At 48.4% G+C, this 19,096-nt stretch carries 14 protein-coding genes; 9 read left to right on the top strand and 5 right to left on the bottom strand.

Features of this window, described 5'->3' with window-relative positions:
* Positions 1–82: 82 nt before the first annotated feature.
* Positions 83–1,030 (top strand): arsenic resistance protein, encoded by a 948-nt coding sequence (locus tag M3636_RS20650; RefSeq protein ID WP_251383964.1) that lies wholly within the window; start codon positions 83–85, stop codon positions 1,028–1,030.
* 4 nt (positions 1,031–1,034) lie between these two features.
* Here the strand turns inward: M3636_RS20650 and M3636_RS20645 are convergent, their stop codons facing one another.
* Complete coding sequence (locus tag M3636_RS20645; RefSeq protein ID WP_251383843.1) at positions 1,035–2,663, bottom strand: response regulator transcription factor; 1,629 nt, start codon at positions 2,661–2,663, stop codon at positions 1,035–1,037.
* 5 nt (positions 2,664–2,668) lie between these two features.
* Positions 2,669–4,498, bottom strand: coding sequence for a cache domain-containing sensor histidine kinase (locus M3636_RS20640; protein WP_251383841.1), 1,830 nt, complete (start codon positions 4,496–4,498; stop codon positions 2,669–2,671).
* A gap of 140 nt (positions 4,499–4,638) precedes the next feature.
* Here M3636_RS20640 and M3636_RS20635 point away from each other — a divergent pair, with 140 nt between their 5' ends.
* A complete protein-coding gene (locus tag M3636_RS20635) occupies positions 4,639–5,520 on the top strand; it encodes a carbohydrate ABC transporter permease (protein ID WP_128100092.1) in 882 nt (293 codons plus the stop codon).
* Positions 5,521–6,357, top strand: a complete 837-nt coding sequence (locus M3636_RS20630) for a carbohydrate ABC transporter permease (RefSeq protein ID WP_145407935.1) — start codon at positions 5,521–5,523, stop codon at positions 6,355–6,357.
* 315 nt (positions 6,358–6,672) lie between these two features.
* Here M3636_RS20630 and M3636_RS20625 read toward each other — a convergent pair whose 3' ends face one another.
* Positions 6,673–6,882 (bottom strand): hypothetical protein, encoded by a 210-nt coding sequence (locus tag M3636_RS20625; protein WP_251383840.1) that lies wholly within the window; start codon positions 6,880–6,882, stop codon positions 6,673–6,675.
* 190 nt (positions 6,883–7,072) lie between these two features.
* Here M3636_RS20625 and M3636_RS20620 point away from each other — a divergent pair, with 190 nt between their 5' ends.
* The 3 genes from M3636_RS20620 to M3636_RS20610 all read left to right on the top strand — a co-directional run bounded on the left by M3636_RS20620 (position 7,073) and on the right by M3636_RS20610 (position 11,461).
* A complete protein-coding gene (locus M3636_RS20620) occupies positions 7,073–8,371 on the top strand; it encodes an ABC transporter substrate-binding protein (protein ID WP_251383839.1) in 1,299 nt (432 codons plus the stop codon).
* A gap of 466 nt (positions 8,372–8,837) precedes the next feature.
* Positions 8,838–9,404, top strand: a complete 567-nt coding sequence (locus M3636_RS20615; RefSeq protein ID WP_251383838.1) for a TetR/AcrR family transcriptional regulator — start codon at positions 8,838–8,840, stop codon at positions 9,402–9,404.
* 65 nt (positions 9,405–9,469) lie between these two features.
* Complete coding sequence (locus M3636_RS20610) at positions 9,470–11,461, top strand: alpha/beta fold hydrolase (RefSeq protein WP_251383837.1); 1,992 nt, start codon at positions 9,470–9,472, stop codon at positions 11,459–11,461.
* A gap of 369 nt (positions 11,462–11,830) precedes the next feature.
* Here the strand turns inward: M3636_RS20610 and M3636_RS20605 are convergent, their stop codons facing one another.
* Entirely contained in the window at positions 11,831–13,810 is a 1,980-nt protein-coding gene (locus tag M3636_RS20605; protein WP_128100097.1) for a methyl-accepting chemotaxis protein, read from the bottom strand.
* A gap of 539 nt (positions 13,811–14,349) precedes the next feature.
* Between M3636_RS20605 and M3636_RS20600 the strand changes: the two genes are divergently transcribed.
* Together M3636_RS20600 and M3636_RS20595 are read left to right on the top strand one after the other, a co-directional pair.
* Entirely contained in the window at positions 14,350–14,781 is a 432-nt protein-coding gene (locus M3636_RS20600) for a chemotaxis protein CheW (protein ID WP_128100098.1), read from the top strand.
* 182 nt (positions 14,782–14,963) lie between these two features.
* Positions 14,964–18,176, top strand: coding sequence for a DEAD/DEAH box helicase (locus M3636_RS20595; protein WP_251383836.1), 3,213 nt, complete (start codon positions 14,964–14,966; stop codon positions 18,174–18,176).
* Positions 18,177–18,269: 93 nt separating this feature from the next.
* On the opposite strand, the gene M3636_RS20590 is transcribed toward M3636_RS20595, so the two are convergent.
* Positions 18,270–18,569 carry a hypothetical protein gene (locus M3636_RS20590; protein WP_251383835.1) on the bottom strand — a complete coding sequence of 100 codons (300 nt, stop codon included), beginning with the start codon at positions 18,567–18,569 and terminating at the stop codon, positions 18,270–18,272.
* Here M3636_RS20590 and M3636_RS20585 point away from each other — a divergent pair.
* The gene (locus M3636_RS20585; RefSeq protein ID WP_128100100.1) at positions 18,547–19,095 is read left to right on the top strand and encodes a hypothetical protein; all 549 of its coding nucleotides are present in this window, start codon (positions 18,547–18,549) and stop codon (positions 19,093–19,095) included. The two genes, M3636_RS20590 and M3636_RS20585, sit on opposite strands and share 23 nt — an antisense overlap.
* The last annotated feature ends 1 nt before the right edge of the window (position 19,096 follow it).

Raw genomic sequence — 19,096 nt, 5'->3', positions numbered from 1 at the left:
TACACTTGCCACTCCAATGACGGCATAACCTTTCAAATGAATAGAAATTGATCGGGGGAAAGAAAAATTGTTTACAAGAGAGATGATGGAGAAGCAACAGACGTGGTTTTATGTAGCTGCTCTGCTTGTGGGGGCAGGAATTGGGCTGGGCATGCCCGATTGGGGATCTGCTCTGGTGTATACCGTTTCACCTGTGCTCGCATGTTTGTTATACAGCATGTTTGCGCAGATTCCTTTTCTACAGCTTAGAGAATCGATTTCGAATCTTCGATTTATAGGATCATTACTGGTTGCTAACTTTGTTGTCGTTCCTGTGCTTGTATGGCTGCTTGTCCTCGTATTTCCACAGACATCTGCTGTCTCATTAGGAGTCTATCTAGTATTGCTAACTCCGTGTATTGACTACGTTATTGTATTCACTCAACTTGGGAGGGGAAATGAGAAACTCGTGCTTGCTTCCACCCCCATGCTGTTCGTGGTGCAGATGATCATGTTACCGGTGTATCTATGGTTGTTCATGGGTGCAGAAGCAGCGCAGATTATGCAGCTTGGGCCATTTGCCGAGGCGTTTCTGTTCCTGATAGTCATTCCGCTGCTGCTGGCGATCTGTACTCAGGTCGTATCTAAAGGCAGACCTAAAGGCGAGGCCATATTAAATGCCACGGCTTGGCTACCCGTCCCATTGATGGCTCTTGCGCTGATTGTCGTGGTTGCCTCTCAGATCGGGCAGGTGTATGAGGAGTGGGCTGTTATTGTTAACGTTCTTCCTATATACGTCGCCTTTATGATCGTAATGCCAGTATTCTCGCGTATGGTTGCGCGTATGTTCCGACTTGATGTGGGTGCAGGCAGGGCACTGATCTTCAGCGCCTCCACACGCAATTCCCTTGTTGTTCTTCCTTTGGCACTCGCGCTGCCAGCGGAGTGGGCTGCCATAACGGCTGCTGTAATTGTTACGCAGACGATTGTTGAGCTGGCGGGAGAATTGATCTATATTCGTGTGGTGCCTGCCGTGATAATAAAGGATTGAGTCGTTATTGATCTAGAGATTTTCGATAATCCCCAGGTGTCAGTCCTACTATTTTCTTAAATACTTTACTGAAATATTTCTCGTCCTGGAACCCAACCATCTCTGAGATTTTGGCAATGCGTAGTGAAGGATTTTGGAGCAATAATTTGGCATTATTAATCCGCAGCTTCCCGAGATATTCCGACCAGTTCAGACCGAACTGCTGTTTGAATTTGCGAGAGATATATTCGCGGCTGAGATAGAAACGGGCAGAGATCTGTTGCAGGGACAAGTCCTCCTGATAATGAGCATCCATATAACGTGCAATCTCTTTCATCGGGTCATGGCTCGTATGGTGCTGTGCTGCTAAAGCCTTTCCAGCAGCGATGAGTCGCTGTTCCAACAAAGAGCGAAGGTGTGGAAGAGACAACATGCCTTCACGATCAAACGGCAGCTCAGCAAAAGGTAAGAATGGTTCATCCAGCTTATCCTGCTCATCTTCCTCTGTGGAAGACATACCTACAGTATCGTCAAGCCAGCGTCCCAGCATCCAATCCATCTCTTGAATCCACTGGAGCACTTGCTCCGGTGTAACTGTATCAAGCCGGGTAAGTGGATCGATCCACTCGCCTACAGCCGTAGATACATTAGCGTCACGACCACTTATCGCTGCTAATCGCAAGGGTTCTTCCATTGTGAATAACCGAAGACCTTTCGTTGCTGTGGACGAGTCCAATGCGGCATGGAATCTATGGTGAGTTTGTAATGCGTTTCTCCGCCATAGTCGCTGGCTCGCTTCCTGATACGCGTTGGGAATGCCAGATGGAAATACATCACAAGAAGCAATACCATAGTGAAGACGACGCTGAATTGTCTGTTCCAGTCCGGTGTTTACACGTTCCAGAACGGCCTGCAAAGAGGCTGGCGAACCCCAATGTAGCATAACAACCTGGTCTGGCTGATCGAGCTGGCGGAATACAACCCCTTCGTTAGGAGTACTTAACATCTCTGCACAGATATTGAGCACGGAGAAAACGAGCAGATCGGGCTGACTGCGATATTTCGCCTGACAACCAGCATCGAGTTGAGAGAGACTCGTGACGGCGATGTTGCATGTACTCACGAGCTGGGAGAGGTTCAGCTCATTACGAATTCTCTCCAGTTGAGTAGTGCTATTGCCACGCCCAACGACTAATTCCGTAAGCAAGCGGTCATGATAATGCGGGCGCATCGTATTCATGACCATAGATTGTTGCATCGTCTGCACGCGAAGGGTCTCATCTTCCTGCCAAGCCTTAATCGCTTTTAACAAGGAAGCATTGAGTTCCTCCGTTTCGACAGGTTTCAATAGATAGTCCATCCCACCATAACGAATGGCGTGTCTAACGAGCTGGAAATCATCATACCCACTGATAACTAACACCTTGCTGTGTGGGGTATGGACAGAGATCCACTCCAGTAATTCCATGCCGTCTTTGCCCGGCATACGCATATCGCTCAATATAATTTGCGGCTCGTGTTCAGTGATGAGTTCAATCGCTTCATGCCCATCCGCTGCTTCCAATAACGTATCTATTCCCACAACATCCCACTGCCCCAGTAGTTTAATTGCGTCGCGGACGTGTTTTTCATCATCGACAATTAGTACTTTCATGCTGCTCACTCTCCCGCGTAAATTTTAACGATGATCTGCACGCCATGTGGCTCCTTATTACTGATATCTATGATTGCCGGGTGTTCTGTAGAGGAGTTGAGCCGCAGTCTTTGACCGACGTTACGCAGCCCAATGGACTCGTTCTCGTCTGTCTCTTTTCCTACGATCTCCGATGTACTTAATTCCTCGCGGAACCATTCCCTGATCTCCATAAGTTTCTCCTCTGGAATCGACGGACCGTTGTTCTCCAGATGAATTTCAACCCAATGGTCTGTTGTCAGGTGACTATGGATGCTGATATATCCCTTGCCAGGCTGAACATCGGCTCCATGTTTGAAATAATTTTCAATGAGCGGCTGAAGCGTCATGCGTGGCATCTCCACAGATAATGTATCCTCGGCAAAATCCAAATTCACCTCTAGGCGTTCACCAAAACGCTCCTGCTGCAGCTCCAGATATAATCGCGCATGCTCGGCTTCTTCCCGCAAAGTTACACAAGTCTGATCTCGCATACTGTAGCGCAACATTTTCGATAAGGAAGAGAGCAGTGCATAAGCTCGTTGTCCTTGCTGTTGCAGGGCAAGTGTACCGATGGATTGAAGCGTATTGTATAGAAAATGTGGATGAATTTGAGCTTGTAAGGCTCTGAGCTGATTCGTTTTATTGGCAAGTTCAAGTCGATACTCTCTCAAAATCAAGTTATTCACCGTATCCATCATATCTCGAAAATGACGCGCAAGAACGCCGATCTCGTCCCGACTTGTTAAGCGGATATCCACATGTAGCCTGCCTGCCTGAATCTGATTCATATAACGCATCAATTGTTTGAGCGGACCTGTAATTCGAATGGAGATAAACAGTGTAGCCACAATGACCATGACTAGTGCAGCGATGGCGATCAGGGCATTGTTCCACGTTAGCGTGTTCGCTCGTGCATATAAAGTCTCATTGGGGATCTGCTTAATGATGGTCCAGTCTGCAAATGAACTGCCTAATTGTTGATAGACATACATGGAATGCTCCTGCTCGAAATGACCTGAGCTCTTCTGAAAATGTACCTTCCCCGCACGAATATCATGTAATTCGGCGGCAACCTGCTTGTTCAATACAAGGTTATCGCTAACCTGTGAATGCCCTTGATAGATGATCTGATTATTGCGATCCACGATATAAACCTGTTCCTTCGCTGGGTCATATAGCCGGCTACTGATCGCCGCAATGCTGTCCATATTTAGATCAATCGACAGGACGCCCAGACGTTCGGTTGAAGGGATGTCCATGATAACGCGATGTAGCGTAATCACTGTTCTTGAAGGGTCATCCGCAGAGGCTGGTTTGAATCCATATGTGTGGCTGGCGTGAGCCGATTCAATCCATATATCCTGACGGTTTGCATTTGACTGTCCATGAAGTGAATCGGAATATGCTTGTTTACGTTCTTCCCGTTTCGGGAAAGGGTTCGTGATGAGTGTAGACTGATTCGCTACAAAGGAGTGCAAGTAGAGCTGGAATACATCCGGAACAGCCGAACGAATCGTCTGTAGCGTGGTATATACCTCTGCTACAGCGCGATAATCCCCAGGGATCTTGGCTAAATTGCGTAGAAAATGGGGATCGTTATATACCGCGAGCGAAGCCCTTGCTACATTATCGATGTAGTTATTCAGGTTAGTCGATGCCTGATAGATCAGGCGTTTGTTCTCGCCAACGGCCTGCTCTCGCAAGGCTGTCTTGGTCTGAATAAATGTCATGCTGATGGACGCGAGCAGAGGCAAAGTCGTGGCAATCAGCATAAAAGCGATCAGTTTGGTACGGATACTATAGTATTTTTTCATCGTTGCACCCCTTCTGGTTGCATGTTAGGAAAGGACAATATTTTCCCCCCAACTGTTCACAAGCATCGGTGTTTCCTTGAGCTTCATTGGGGTTTAATAGACGAAGAGACCAATTTCATCCATTAGAAGGGGAGAACGATATGAAGCATCGGCATTCATCCCAGCTGTTACAGCAGCTTGTGTTCGTGGGTCCCTCCATCGTCTTTTTTATTCTCATCATCGTAGTTCCTTTCCTGCTGGGAATGTACTATTCCTTTACGGACTGGAATGGGGTATCCACAAGCATTAATTGGGTTGGGTTTGACAATTTCGTGCATATCTTTGCGAATGATCCGAAGTTCCAAACTGCGTTCTGGTTCACAGTGCGCTTTACGGTGGTTGGTGTCATTCTGACCAATGTGATTGGTTTTTTCCTAGCGTACTTCCTGACCAAACCACTTAAGACGAGAAACATCCTTCGCACCATCTTCTTCATGCCTAACGTGATCGGTGGGTTGTTACTCGGCTTTATCTGGCAATTCATATTTGTGAAAGGGTTTTCAGCAGTTGGCGACGTGACTGGATGGTCCTTCTTCAACCTTCCTTGGTTGGGAGATGAGCCGACCGCCTTCTGGGGTATTGTCATTGTATTTGTCTGGCAGACTGCAGGATATCTGATGGTCATCTATATCTCATCCCTGACCAATGTATCCCCCGACCTGCTGGAAGCGGCTGAAATTGATGGCGCTAGCCGGTGGCAGGTACTGCGCAGCATTATTTTACCGCTCGTGATGCCTGGTGTCACGATCTGTCTGTTCCTTGCCATTTCGTGGTCATTCAAAATGTTCGATCTGAATCTGTCCTTAACCAAAGGTGGACCGTTCGGTTCAACCGAGTCCGTAGCCTTGAACATTTACAATGAGGCCTTCGTGAACAATCGGTACGGAATCGGGACAGCAAAAGCACTTATATTCTTCGTGATCGTCGCCATCATCACGATGATTCAGGTACGCCTGACGAAGAGCAAGGAGGTCGAGGCTTAGATGGAAACGAAGAGTAACTACCGGTTAAGTACCATTGCTACCGAGATTATTATGGTGTTGCTTGGAATTCTGTTTCTGGTTCCGTTCTACTTCTTGTTCGTCAATTCGGTCAAAACATTTGGTGACCTGCTTACGAACTCAGCGGCATGGCCGGAAGTGTTCCAGTGGAGTAACTATGCTAACGCATGGGAGAAAATAAATTTCCCTTCTGCGCTGATGAACTCGCTTATCGTGACCATCGTGAGTAATCTGCTGCTCGTCCTAATCAGCTCGATGGCAGCGTACCGAATGGTTCGCAGCAACACCCTGTTTAACCGCATCCTATTCGGGATGTTTATCGCTGCGATGGTAATTCCGTTTCAGTCTATCATGATTCCGCTGGTTACCGTTACAAGTAATCTGGGACTGATCGACAGTCTAGGTGGCTTAATCATCTGTTATCTCGGATTTGGCGCACCGATGTCCGTATTCCTATTCCATGGGTTCGTTAAATCAGTTCCGCTTGAGATAGAAGAGGCAGCACGCGTGGATGGAAGCTCCGCATATGGCGTATTCTTCCGCATTGTATTCCCACTCATGAAGCCGATGTATGTAACCGTCATTATCTTGAACACCCTCTGGATCTGGAATGACTATCTGTTGCCATCCCTGATTCTACAGAGCTCGAACCTACGTACAATCCCGATTGCGACCTTTGCGCTCTTCGGTCAATATACGAAGCAATGGGATCTGGCATTACCCGCTCTAGTCTTGGGCATCATGCCAATCATTATTTTCTTCCTGTTGATGCAGAAATACATTATTCAGGGGATTACTGCTGGCTCAGTTAAGGGGTAGGTGCGAGATAGGTCGCTCCGGGATCAGGTGCGCTTTCGATCGCTGTTGCTCCTCGGTGGCCTGAATGGTTGAATGCAAGGAAGCCACCGAGTATCAAAGGCGAGCGCTTCGCTTCTCCAGCGCAACCTGATCCCTCCGCTCCTAACTCGCACGGAGGAAGTAGAAGGGGGTATGCCCGCCAGTCTTGGGCATAACCCTGGGAAAGAGAAGGTCAAAAGCAGTGCACGAGATAGGTCGCTCCGGGATCAGGTGCGCTTCTGATCGCTGTTGCTCCTCGGTGGCCTGAATGGTTGAATGCAAGGAAGCCACCGAGTATCAAAGGCGAGCGCTTCGCTTCTCCAGCGCATCCAGATCTCTCCGCTCCTGCCTCGCACGGAGGAAGTAGAAAGGGTTATGCCCGCAATCCTTGGGCATAACCCTCGGAAAGAGAAGGTCAAAAGCGGCTGTCTGAGGGATGGTCGCTCCGGGATCAGGTGCGCATCTGATCGCTGTTGCTCCTCGGTGGCCTGAACGAATAGCTGCCAAGGAAGCCACCGAGTATCAAAGGCGAGCGCTTCGCTTCTCCAGCGCAACCAGATCCCTCCGCTCCTAACTCGCACGGAGGAAGTAGAAGGGGGTATGCCCGCCAGTCTTGGGCATAACCCTGGGGAAGAATAAGGCAAGGCACGCTATGCGAGGGACACATCATTTAAACTACATTAGGGAGAGTGTATGTATGAAAAAAATGACGAAGTTTACGCTGCTCATGCTCATTGCGTTTTCCGTTATGCTTGCAGGCTGTGGTAATGGTGACAAGAGCGGTAGTCCAATTAACACAGATCCGCAAGGGAACGGGGAAGCCGCGACAGGCGACAAAACGATTAAAATCTTTCAATTCAAAGTCGAAATTGCGGAAGCGCTTAACCGACTCAAAGCCGAGTACGAATCAGCCCATCCTGGCGTCAAATTGGATATTCAAACCGTGGGCGGTGGTAGTGACTACGGTGCAGCACTGAAAGCGAAGTTTGCCGCGGGTGAGCAGCCGGATATTTTCAACGTAGGTGGATATCGTGAGCTGGATACTTGGCTGGAATACTTGGAAGACCTGTCCGATGAGTCATGGGCGAAGGATGCATTGGAAGTAGCGAAGGAGCCTATGATGAAAGATGGCAAGCTCTATGGGCAGCCACTGGCATTAGAAGGATATGGCTTCATTTATAACAAGGATCTGTTTGCCCAAGCAGGCATTACCGAAATTCCAACGACACTGGAGCAATTGGATCAAGCTGCACAGAAGTTACAAGCAGCAGGAATTACGCCTTTTTCTAACGGATATCAAGAATGGTGGGTGCTTGGTAATCATAACGTGAACGTAGCATTTGCCAACCAAACGGATCCGGTAAAATTCATTGCAGGTCTTAATGAAGGAACAGAGAAAATTCCGGGCAATCAAGTATTCGCAGATTGGATCAACTTGCTCGATTTAACGCTGAAGTATAGTAACAAGAACCCGTTGACCACGGATTACAATACGCAAGTAACTCTATTTGCTAGCGGTGAAGCTGCGATGATGCAACAAGGGAACTGGACGCAAGTGCAGATTGACGGCATTGATCCTGATCTGAATCTGGGTATCTTGCCGATGCCAATTACGAACGAACCGAATGACAAATTGTTTGTAGGTGTGCCAAACTACTGGGTTGTGAATAAGAATTCGCAAGTAAAAGACGAAGCTAAGCAATTCCTGGAGTGGCTCGTAACTTCTGATGTGGGTAAACAGTACATGACCAAAGAATTCAAATTCATCCCAGCATTCAGTACGATTGAAGCATCTGAAGAGGATCTGGGCGATCTGGCTACAGATATTATGAAATACAGTCAGGAGAACAAAACATTAAGCTGGAACTTCAACCGTTTCCCTGAAGGTGTTCCACAAGAATATGGCAGCACGATTCAAGCCTATGTGGCAGGCAAATCAGATAAAGACGGCTTGCTTGATGCTTTGCAGCAAAACTGGGATAGTCTGAAAAAGTAAACTAGCTATCCTCATGACAATACATGTACGATTTTGCTAAAAATAAGACATTATCCACAGAAAAAGGTTATCCACACCCTTTAACGAAGTGAAAAAAGTAAAAGAATGCACAAAACACGAGTAAAGCCAGCCAGAACATTGTTTCTGGTTGGCTTTTTCTTGTGATCTGCCAGATAAATAGAAAAATATCTATCTAGAACAGACAATACATCAAATTATATTTAGGAATGTGGATAATCTCAGTAAAAGATTCATACGAATAGGCACATGTTATCCAGTTCATCCACCACATGTGGATATCCTGTGACTAGAATCGACTAGATGTGGATATGTCTAACGAGATGTTATCGTTTTACTGTTAACCATATTGCATTTTATTGATTAGTACTATATAGTTCTAAATATGAAAGAAGAACAACCCAAAACCCAGAATATACAGTCTACCCGATCCAAGAGTTCAAGTCCATTGAATCGAACAAAAGCGGTGGAAGTCGCCGCAGAGCTGTTTTTGCGCCAGGGCTATAGCTATGTCAGCATGGATGAGGTTGTACGAACAAGTGGAGTATCGAAATCTAACATCTATTATCATTTCAAAAACAAGGAGGAACTGCTGCAAGCGGTAGTACAGTATTGGATCACACAGTATGAGTCACAGCTATATCTGCTGCTTAGCCAGCATGAAAGGGGAGTAGAGGAACGAATATATTCGTTTATCTCCATGTTGTCCGCAGGCATTGAAGCGCGTAATTATGAGGGGAGCTGCCCCTTTATTACCCTATATATGCAGACGCCAGCGAGTGCGCCGGGGGTAAAAGAAAGTATATCCCGCTTCTTTCGTGAGATGCAGCCCATGGTCGAAAAGTTACTGCAGCAAGGGCTTGATCGCGGCGAATTCCGCAAGGAAATTGAACCGCAATCCGCATCCGCGCTATTTATTGCAGCACTAGAGGGCTCGCTAGTCCTTGCGGAGACCGCTCGGGACACATCGGTGATAGAGCATTCCGTACGGACGTTTTGTCAGATGCTTCGTTAAACGAAGCTCTTTTTTTGAATATAATTAGTACTATATAGTACTAAATGAGAGGCGGAATAACGATAATGGAGTATCATACATACACAACAGAAATGAGCAAGAATGATCATGAAGCAACAACCACCCTACTTACAGGCAGCACTGGGTTCATCGGTAAGGAGGCAGTCAAACAACTCATGGATGAAAATTCGGATCTGATCCTGCTTGTAAGATCCAAATTAAAAGCCCAAGCGACACTACAAGCATATGGAATAACGGACTTTAGCCGAATAACGTTTGTTCAAGGCGATCTGTCCGTTTCGGGACTTGGGCTTAGTACAGAGGATTATAAGCTAGCACTTGGAGCAGATATCATCATTCATGCGGGCGGAACGATGGATGTGACACTGGAACGAACGTTAGCGGAGGGCATTTTTATGAATGGGGCTAAGGAGATAGCGGCACTTGCTGAGCAGATTCATCGTGCACGCGGACTCAGACATTTGATCCACGTTGTTGGTTTTATGAGTCCTTATGGGAAAAATGCTACAGAAGTAGAGGGTTCTATTGGTGAGGGTTCTACTGGAGGAACTACCCATAATCCAGGTGATTTGCGTACAGCGAGCCTTAAAATGTTGCATACCGAGAGCGCCTATGAACATATGAAATTCGAAGCAGACGCGTATATTCGTAAGCACGCGGAGCGGTGTGCCTATCCTCTATCCGTTGTGAATCCAAGTACAGTTGTGGGTGCGTATCCAACGGGGGAAACAGAACAAACGGGTGGTATCGGCATGCTTGTACAAGCGATGAGCAAGGGAAGAATGCCAATCATTCCTGGGGGAGCATCTCACTGGTTGCCGCTCATATCTAATGATGTGGTTGCACAGACGATTGTTTATCTATCCAGAGAAGTAGAGCCGAGCGGAGGTACATACCCCGTATTACTGCCAAAGGAAGACAGTCCTAATATGAAGGAACTCATTCAACTTATGGCGACGACATTGGATGTACCTTCACCCCGGTGGTCGGCTCCTCTTCCAATCATTCATGCAGCGATGAAGGCTGGTGGAGAACGAATTAGTGGTATCCCGCCAGAATCTATCTCGTTTATTACGAAGCAGCGTTTTGACGTGGAACAGACGAAGCAGTTATTTCTGCGGATGGGGCAAAGTATACCTAATGTCGTTCCGTTACTACCACATGTCATTGCTGATCTAGACTATCGTTTGACAAGCCCAGTCGTCGCAGGAAAGGCTTTACCTAAGGGGTGGATGAGGACACGAAAAGGCGATCTAGCGGTGCTTGTCCACGAAGGTCAAGGTGAGCCGTGGGTAATCGTCCATGGATTAATGAGCAGTGCAGATGAAATGTTACCTCTGGGGCAGGCGTTACAACGTTTAACGGGGAATCCAATCTGGCTAGTGGATCTTGCAGGATTTGGCCGTTCTCCAGCTTTGGGAGCACAGCAAGATGAGGTGGGCTTTAACGGTCAGGTGAAGGCGATCGTAGGGGCGGTAAATGAGATAACTGGTTCATTCAAACTAGTGGGGCACTCTATTGGAGCCACTATAGCTGGAGCAGTCCTGCCAGAATGTAAACGAACGGATGTTCAACTGGCTGTGCTACAACCGGTGTGGACAGCTTCTGAGGATCAAGTTCAACGGTTGGCGTCTAAGCTTCCTAGACGAATGCTGCAAAAGCAACTTTCCCGAATGAGCTCAAGGCGCCTGGTAAAGCAATTCAAACGTGCAGATTCCACAATAATAGACGAAAAGGCACTTCTAGCTTATGCCGATAGAGTCTCTACTAGCTTGCGATCTCCTCGGATTGCTGGAGCCAATGCCGATCTTCTTCGCTGGATTCAGCGTCCTGATCGAGCTGTCGTGCCAACCTTTGATGAAGCGGCAAGAACACTATTGGTGTGGGGCAGGACAGACATCGGATATATGCGCCCGCAGGGGCTTCCAACTTCCTTAAAGTGTGCAGAACTTCCTTATGGACACCAGTTTCCAATGTTTCATCCACAAGAAACGGCAAGGCTGCTTGCTGATTGGCAAGTGGAACAGAACTTGTAGATATATGCCTGAACCATATGGAATCGTATACACAAGCTATCCACAATCCGCACCCCTTCCAAAGGCAGTGTAAAATCCTACGATAGTTTATCCTACAAATACACAACATATGCACAACATACTATAAGTTACCCACAGAATTGTGGGTAACTATACACAGTCTGTGGGTAACTTATGCACAAAATATCCACAATCTGTTGAAAGACAATATGTTACAGCCGAATTTTCGTCTTTTCAATCCATTACGTGCAGATATCCACAGATGAATAAGTATTCAAATGAAGAAATAACAAAAACCTCCGTTCGACAAGTGGAAGCCACTGTTGACAGAGGTTTCTTCCATTTGCGGAACGGAGATAAGACACGAATTTATTTAGATTCTGTATTAAAACGGCTAACCTCACGTAGTAACTGATCCGCATGGTCAGACAATGCTTTGGCAGCAACGGATATGTTGCCAATGGATTGGGATTGTTCCGTTGTGGAAGAAGCAGCTTCCTCGGTAGAGGCGGCACTTTCCTCGGCAACGGCTGCCAGCCCTGTCATGACGTCAGACACTTGAGCGGCACCTGATTTGATCTCGTTCATACCTGTCGTTATGGAGTTGATTTTGTGAATAATTTCATCAATAGATTGGCGTATACGCTCAAAGGATGCTGAGGTATCTGCCATAGAATCGGATTGCTCCGCACTATTCAGGCGGAATTGCTCCAGTTCGGTCGCACTCTGTTGACCTGCGGCATGTAGATCATTCAACAATTGATCAATTCCAGCTACAGACTGAGAGGATTGCTCCGCAAGCTTACGCACTTCACCAGCGACAACAGCGAAGCCTTTGCCATGCTCTCCAGCGCGTGCAGCCTCAATGGAGGCATTTAGCGCCAATAGGTTGGTTTGGGCTGCGATGTTCTGAATACTATTCGTAATGACTGAGATTTCACTAAGCTTACTTAATAACAATTGATTGGACGTTTCCACTCGATTGGTTGATTCATGTCCTGCTTGAGAGAGATCATTCTGCCTTGCAATCGCATCGTTTCCGCTCTCCATGGCATGATTTACGTCTAAAATGGTTTCGGATGCTTGGCGTGCTTCGTCTGTAATTTGATCAATGACTTTATTGATGCCTGATACCATCTCAGCTCCAGCTTGAATGGATTCGGCTTGTTCGCCTGCACCTTTGGCAATTTCATCAATGACGGTTGAGATCTGTCCCGCAATTTCATTACTACCCGATGCATCCTTAAGCATGGTCTGAGAGGAAGATTGCACTTGTTGTGCAGATTGATCGACCTGTTGAATCAGACTGCGAAGTGAAGATGACATCTCATTGAAAGAGGTCCCGAGCTGAGCAATCTCATCTTTGCCTTTAACGGAAACCTGCACAGTGAGGTCACCTGCAGCCAATTGTTGTGCACTATTTTTCATAGCAATCAAAGGCTTAATCGTTTTTAGGGCTAAGAAATAAGCAAGAGCAGCCAAAATCAGAGTGAAAATCACGATAAATGCAATAAACAGTTGTCTCGTATTCGTAAATTCAGCTAAAGCAGATGCCTTGGAGATGGATGTAGCTGCAATCCAATTGGTGTTCGGAATTTTCTCGTAATAGATAAGCTGGCGATCATTGTTGTATGTATACTCTGACAATCCACTTGGCTCTGCAAGCATTTTACCTACGATTTCGGTATAGTCACTCTGTTCGGCAAGCGGCGTATTCAGCAGTTCTTGATTAGGGTGAGAGAGTACTACACCAGTTCGGTCTAGCAAAAAGGTGAAGCCATGTTCTGTTTTAATCGAGCTAATCTCATCTTTGATTGAATCCAAAGAGATATTTTCTGAAATGGCTCCTTGAAAGTTTCCGTTCTCGTCATGTAGAGGTACCCCGATAAAAATAGACTGTACACCCGCTTGGGTTACATAAGCATCACTGAAAGTAAGCTGATTAGAGGCCTTGATAGCAAGGTACCACGGACGCTGACGTGCATCAAAGGATGCGTCAGGCTGAAAACCTGCGCCATCCAGATATGTGCCATCCTCTAGCCCGAAATAAATCGTAGCGATATCTTCCTTATTACTTGGCAATTGGAATGCCTGAAGGTGTTCCATGCTAATTTCTTGAAGAGGAACGGTGTCATTGATGACCTTTCCGACGGTTTCAATAACTTTGGCTTGCGCCATTGCCCAGCCGCTGACCTCGGTTACTGCTGTTTGAACGGTGCTTTGTAGCTCATTATCTACCGATTCTGTAGCCTGCTTCTCTATCACGTAGAGAGAGAGGTATCCGATCGGTGCTGCTAGCAGGATACAGATGGCGGTGACGATGAAAATCACTTTGGTTTTTAGTGTCATAATGCTTACCTCGTTTCTGAAATAACACCCTGGGACTTTAGTCCTTGAACGAATGTTTAAATATACTATGTATATCGTCAATGTTTTGCTGTAATGTTACAGATGTGGAATAGGTAATATGAACCATGAAGGCTATCGAATACATCAGCGTGGTTTCGTTCTCTCTGTTCGAAGGGGAGGAGAGGATTTCGGGGCAAAAGCTAGAATCTCAGATTCATATCTCAGGGTAAAATTTCACCCGACCTAGACCGATATAATATGAATGAAGATTAGGGCGTGTCTCAAAACTCGCTGAAGTGCATCTTTTACCGTCTTTTCGCCCCCTGCTGCGTCACTTTCCCTTGACGTGCCCCGGCACGCCTGCGGAAAACTTTCTTGCTTGGAACGAAAATTCGTCAAAATCTGCGTCCTTCGGAGTTTTCAGACACGCCCTAGTTATGCCGAATCACGAAGCCAAGTGAAATTAATTTATTTATGTGCAGATGAAGCGTGATGATGTAAGTTTCTAAAAATGGAAATGAGAAGGGTCTGAGGGATCTATGGATGAGAACATTCAATATATTAATTTCTCGGTAGGAGAACAGTTCTTTGCACTTCGGATTGATGAAGTTCAGGAGATCATTAGAATGGTGCCGGTTACAACGGTTCCTTTTGGAAGTCCGGAAATTAGAGGATTCACTTCGCTATACGGTAAAGTTGTCTCTGTTGTGAGTTTGCGTGTGTTGTTGGGTATGCCGGATCAGGAGGACACTTCTTCCACACGTATTATTGTTGTACCGTACAAAGACGGGTTTGTCCCTCTTATTGTGGATACGGTTGATTCCGTTGTAACATACGAGCGATTTGAAAAACCTGCGGAAGAGCACAAAAGCTTCATGAGTGGAATCTTCAATGAAATTGGATACGGTGAAGACCATACGGCGGGCATTTTGAACCTTGAAGTGTTGCTGGGCAGCTTGACTCACTCGTAATTTTTCCAAGGCTATATTATAAATTTCCCTAAATGCTCCTTAACCCCTTTCGGGGGAATGAGGGGCATTTTTTGCATGCTAAACCATGAAAATAAGCAATTTTTATGGGTAAAGGTTTTTAAATCGACTCGTTTTCGTATATGATGGAGAGTAACAATGCGAAGGGATGACGGGAGACTGTAATGATGCAATCGCTGTATGGTGTATGGCTTGGTGACGTGTTTTTTTGTTTTTCCGGTGAAACATCGGAACCACGTGTAGATGCATGGAGTCACGTGGTAAGACGGCTAAATTTTGGCGACGGGGGTCGTTTATTTCAGCCTGCCGCTCTGCGCCTTGCGGAGTTGCGCTGGCCGAATCCGATGCGTAATGCTGCTGAAGCTAAGGGAACAAAGCGTCGGCAATTACTTGGAAGGACGCTCGAGGGACTGGCGATGTCGCCCAAAGATACATTTAAGCTGCTGCTTCATTGGGACGACAGCATACTGAATGCGGCGGGCATTCAAGCTGGAGAAGAGATTAAATATTGGGTAAAGGCAGCCGAGTTTACACAAGAATTGTTGCTGCGTGGAGAGATTGCGCCAGCGGCTGAATTTGCTGCGAAGACGGGGGCGCGTCGGCGTACGGGTCAAGAAACGTTAACGGGTGTATGGCGCCCACGCTTATTACATGAGGCGGACGTAGAGCGATTCCGTGAATTAGCTGAGGCTATGCCGCCAATTGGTCTATCTGCGCCGGGGGCATACGCATCTTCGGAACCGGAATCACGAGAAGAGGCAGGCGCGGCTGTATTATTTTCATTTATGAGTGGTATGGTTCATGCTGTTGTCACAGGTGAACTGGAGAGCATGGATAGTGACATGTCACGGTATCGAACTCAGTTCCGGCGTGGATCTTCTCCGGTATCAGAGCTGTGGTGGAACAGTTTAATATCGATGTTCCGTCCTGTCACCGTTCAGGGGGCGACGGAGGAACTGACTGAATTCATGGAGATCATTCAGGAAGCAGGGGGCACGTCCATGCCCTTGATGAGAACGGAAGAGATTGCTCCTACAGAAGGTGAAATTAAACTTGTATTACGGCTCGAGCCACCCCTTGGAGAGCTGGAAACATTATGGGGCATTACGTTCTGGGTGGACAGTGTACAGGAGCCAGGGCTGAGACTGCCCGCTCGTACAATCTGGGCTCATCCAGAGCGTGATCTAGACCGGGGCAAGGTTCATTATGCCTCTATTGCAGAACAGCTGCTGATGGCGCTAGGGTACGCAACGGAGCTGGCTCCAGAGCTGGAGACAGCATTGCTGGAGCCGCGTCCTGAAGGAATCCAACTTTCACAGCAAGCCTTCTTCGAATTTTTAACACATGCCGTACCTCGTTTACAGAAGTCTGGAACGACGGTGCTCATGCCTTCTCGCTGGAGTCGAGCTGGCAAGCGTCGTGCTGGACTACGCTTGCAGATGCTGAATCGTAACACTGAACAGACGCCGAGCACTCCATCTGCACTGGGTATGGAACAGCTTGTGGCGTTTAAGGCTGAACCGATGATCGACGGTAAACCTGTGACACCGGAGGAGCTGGCTGCACTGGCCGAAGCGACGGTTCCGTATGTCATGTTCCGCGGTGAGTGGATTGAAGTGGATACGAAGGAAATTCGCCAAGTTCTCCGTTATATGAAAAAAGAAGAAGAACAATACATGCCTCTATCGGAATGGCTGCATTTGGCTGCAGAAGAAGGGGAAGATGCCGCTTGGAAAGGTCTGTCGGTCTTTGGCGCAGAATCGGAAGGTCTACTATCCTTCTTACTGGATGGACAGGTGCTACGCAGTATAGAACCGCGCCAAGTGCCAGGAGAGCTGCATGGCGAGCTTCGTCCGTATCAGGAACGGGGATATCAGTGGTTATCGGCTATGCGAGAGCTAGGGTTCGGTGTATGTCTGGCGGACGATATGGGTCTTGGTAAGACCATTCAGGTGATAACCTGTCTGCTCGACCTGAAGCACGAGGAGCAACAGATCGCCGCGCAGGAAGCGGAAGAGAATGATGGGGAGACATTGGTGGCACGAGCAGATGGCACATCGGAATGGAATGCCGCTGCGTATTCGCAGGGAATTCATCTGCCTGCATTGATTGTGTGTCCAACCTCCCTTCTGGGAAACTGGCAACGGGAACTGAAACGGTTCGCTCCTGACCTAACCCTCTATATTCATCATGGAGGACAGCGACTGCACGGTGCTGCATTCCAGGCAGAAGCACAGGCGCATGATATTGTGTTAACGACATACCATCTAGCTGGACGGGATGGGCCTGATCTGGCTTCACTGCAATGGTCCACTGTGGTGCTTGATGAAGCGCAGTATATTAAAAATTATCGTACAAAACAGGCGCAGAGCGTGATGCGTCTGTCTGCTCCCCACCGGATTGCAATGACGGGTACGCCGGTAGAGAATCGGCTCAGCGAGCTGTGGTCCATTTTCCAATTCTTGAATCCAGGGTACTTGGGCACGGCTTCGTCGTTCCGTCAGCGCTATACAGGTACAGGAACCTCCGAGGAAAATGGCGCTTCTTTGCGGGAGCTTCACCGACTCGTGTCTCCATTCATGCTGCGCAGGCTCAAAAGTGATCCAGACATCCGTAAGGATCTGCCAGAGAAGCTGGAACTGAAATCGTACTGTTCCCTGACACCAGAGCAGACGGTGCTGTATCAACGTGTCGTGGATGATCTGATGGGTGGATTGGATGGCAGAAATGGCATTGCCCGCAAAGGAATTGTGCTGTCATCATTGACCAAACTGAAGCAGATCTGTGACCATCCGGTGCTAGCGGACAGTAATCGCAAAGAGAATGCCAAGGTGGAGGCATCTGGCAAGATGGAACGCCTACTGGAGCTTGTCGACGCGATTCGAGACAATGGAGAGTCTGCATTGATCTTCACGCAGTATGTGGCTATGGGAGAATTGTTAGTATCACGATTAACACAGCGCTATGAAGAAGAGCCGTATTTCCTGCATGGTGGTGTATCCAAAATGCAACGGGACGAAATGGTCGAGACATTCCAAAAAGGGGAAGGGCCTTCGTTATTTGTATTATCTCTTCGTGCGGGCGGTGTAGGTCTGAATTTGACGCGTGCAAGTCATGTCATTCATTATGATCGCTGGTGGAACCCTGCGGTGGAGAACCAGGCTACGGATCGGGTATTCCGTATCGGACAAAATCGCAACGTACAGGTGCATAAGCTGATCTGTCAGGGGACGTTAGAAGAACGGATTGATGAACTGATCGAAAGTAAGAAGGCACTCTCCGAGCAGGTCGTAGGTTCCGGTGAGAACTGGTTAACTGAAATGTCAGACGATGAGCTGCGTGGACTGATCTCGCTTCAAGGCGAGACTTGGTTATAGGAATAAGTAAAGGGGGATTGTTGTGAGCGAAAAATGGAATGTCGAGCTGCATATGTCCCCCGCTGGATGGACAGCAGAAGTGAAGGAAGAGGTTCATGCATCAACGACTTCGAAGCCGAAAAAGGCTGCGCTAGATTCGAATGCAATAGATGCAAGGAGCGCTGCATCTGTTGCCACGGAGAAGGGTGTAAAACCCGCCGCCGCAGGTGAAGGTAAGTTTACCGTAACCTGCACGCTGCCACAGCTTGGCGAAGCAGCGCGTGAGGCGATTCTTGCGGAGCTGCGCGAACGTCCACTCGCGCTGTATGCACTGCTGCGCAGCGGCGCGGCTAAAGCCCAAGCTCCGGTTCCAGCGGAGCTTGCAGCGCTGTTGCCTGCCGCAGCGGAGTTCACGCTGGCTGCGGAGCCTGCCGCGCAGGCCACGCTCGGTGCTGCCGCCACGTGCAGCTGCGGCAGCCCGGGCTGCGCGCATGTCGCAGCCGCCGTGCAGGCCGCAGCCGCGCGCTACGCAGCCGAGCCGCTGCTGCAGCTTGCGCACGCCGGCTTGCCGCGCGAAGCGCTGCTCGCTGGCGTGCTCGGTTCATGGGCGGAGGAACTCGCCCATGAACCCGGCGGCTCTGGCCGCGCAGCCGAGACGGCTGGCCGCCCGCAGGCGCGGGGCGGCGAAGGCGGCGCTGCCGTCGGCGAGTGGATCGCCGAGGCTGCCGCCGAAGGCGCCATGCACCAGCCGGGGCCGGGCTTCGGCGCCGTGCAGGTGCAGCTGGCGCAGCCGGGCAAGCCGCCGGCAACGCCGGAGCTAACGGCGCTGCTGCCAGGTGTGCCGGCCGTTGCGGGGCTTACGCTGATCCGCGAGCGTGTGGCAGCGCGGATCTGGCAGGCTGTCCAGAAGAAGAACAAGGACAGCAAGACGACCAAGTGAT

Source organism: Paenibacillus sp. MER 99-2, from assembly GCF_023714095.1.
GTDB lineage: Bacteria > Bacillota > Bacilli > Paenibacillales > Paenibacillaceae > Paenibacillus.
The sequence above is the reverse complement of the archived record's forward strand: the minus strand, read 5'-3'. Positions and strand labels throughout refer to the sequence as shown.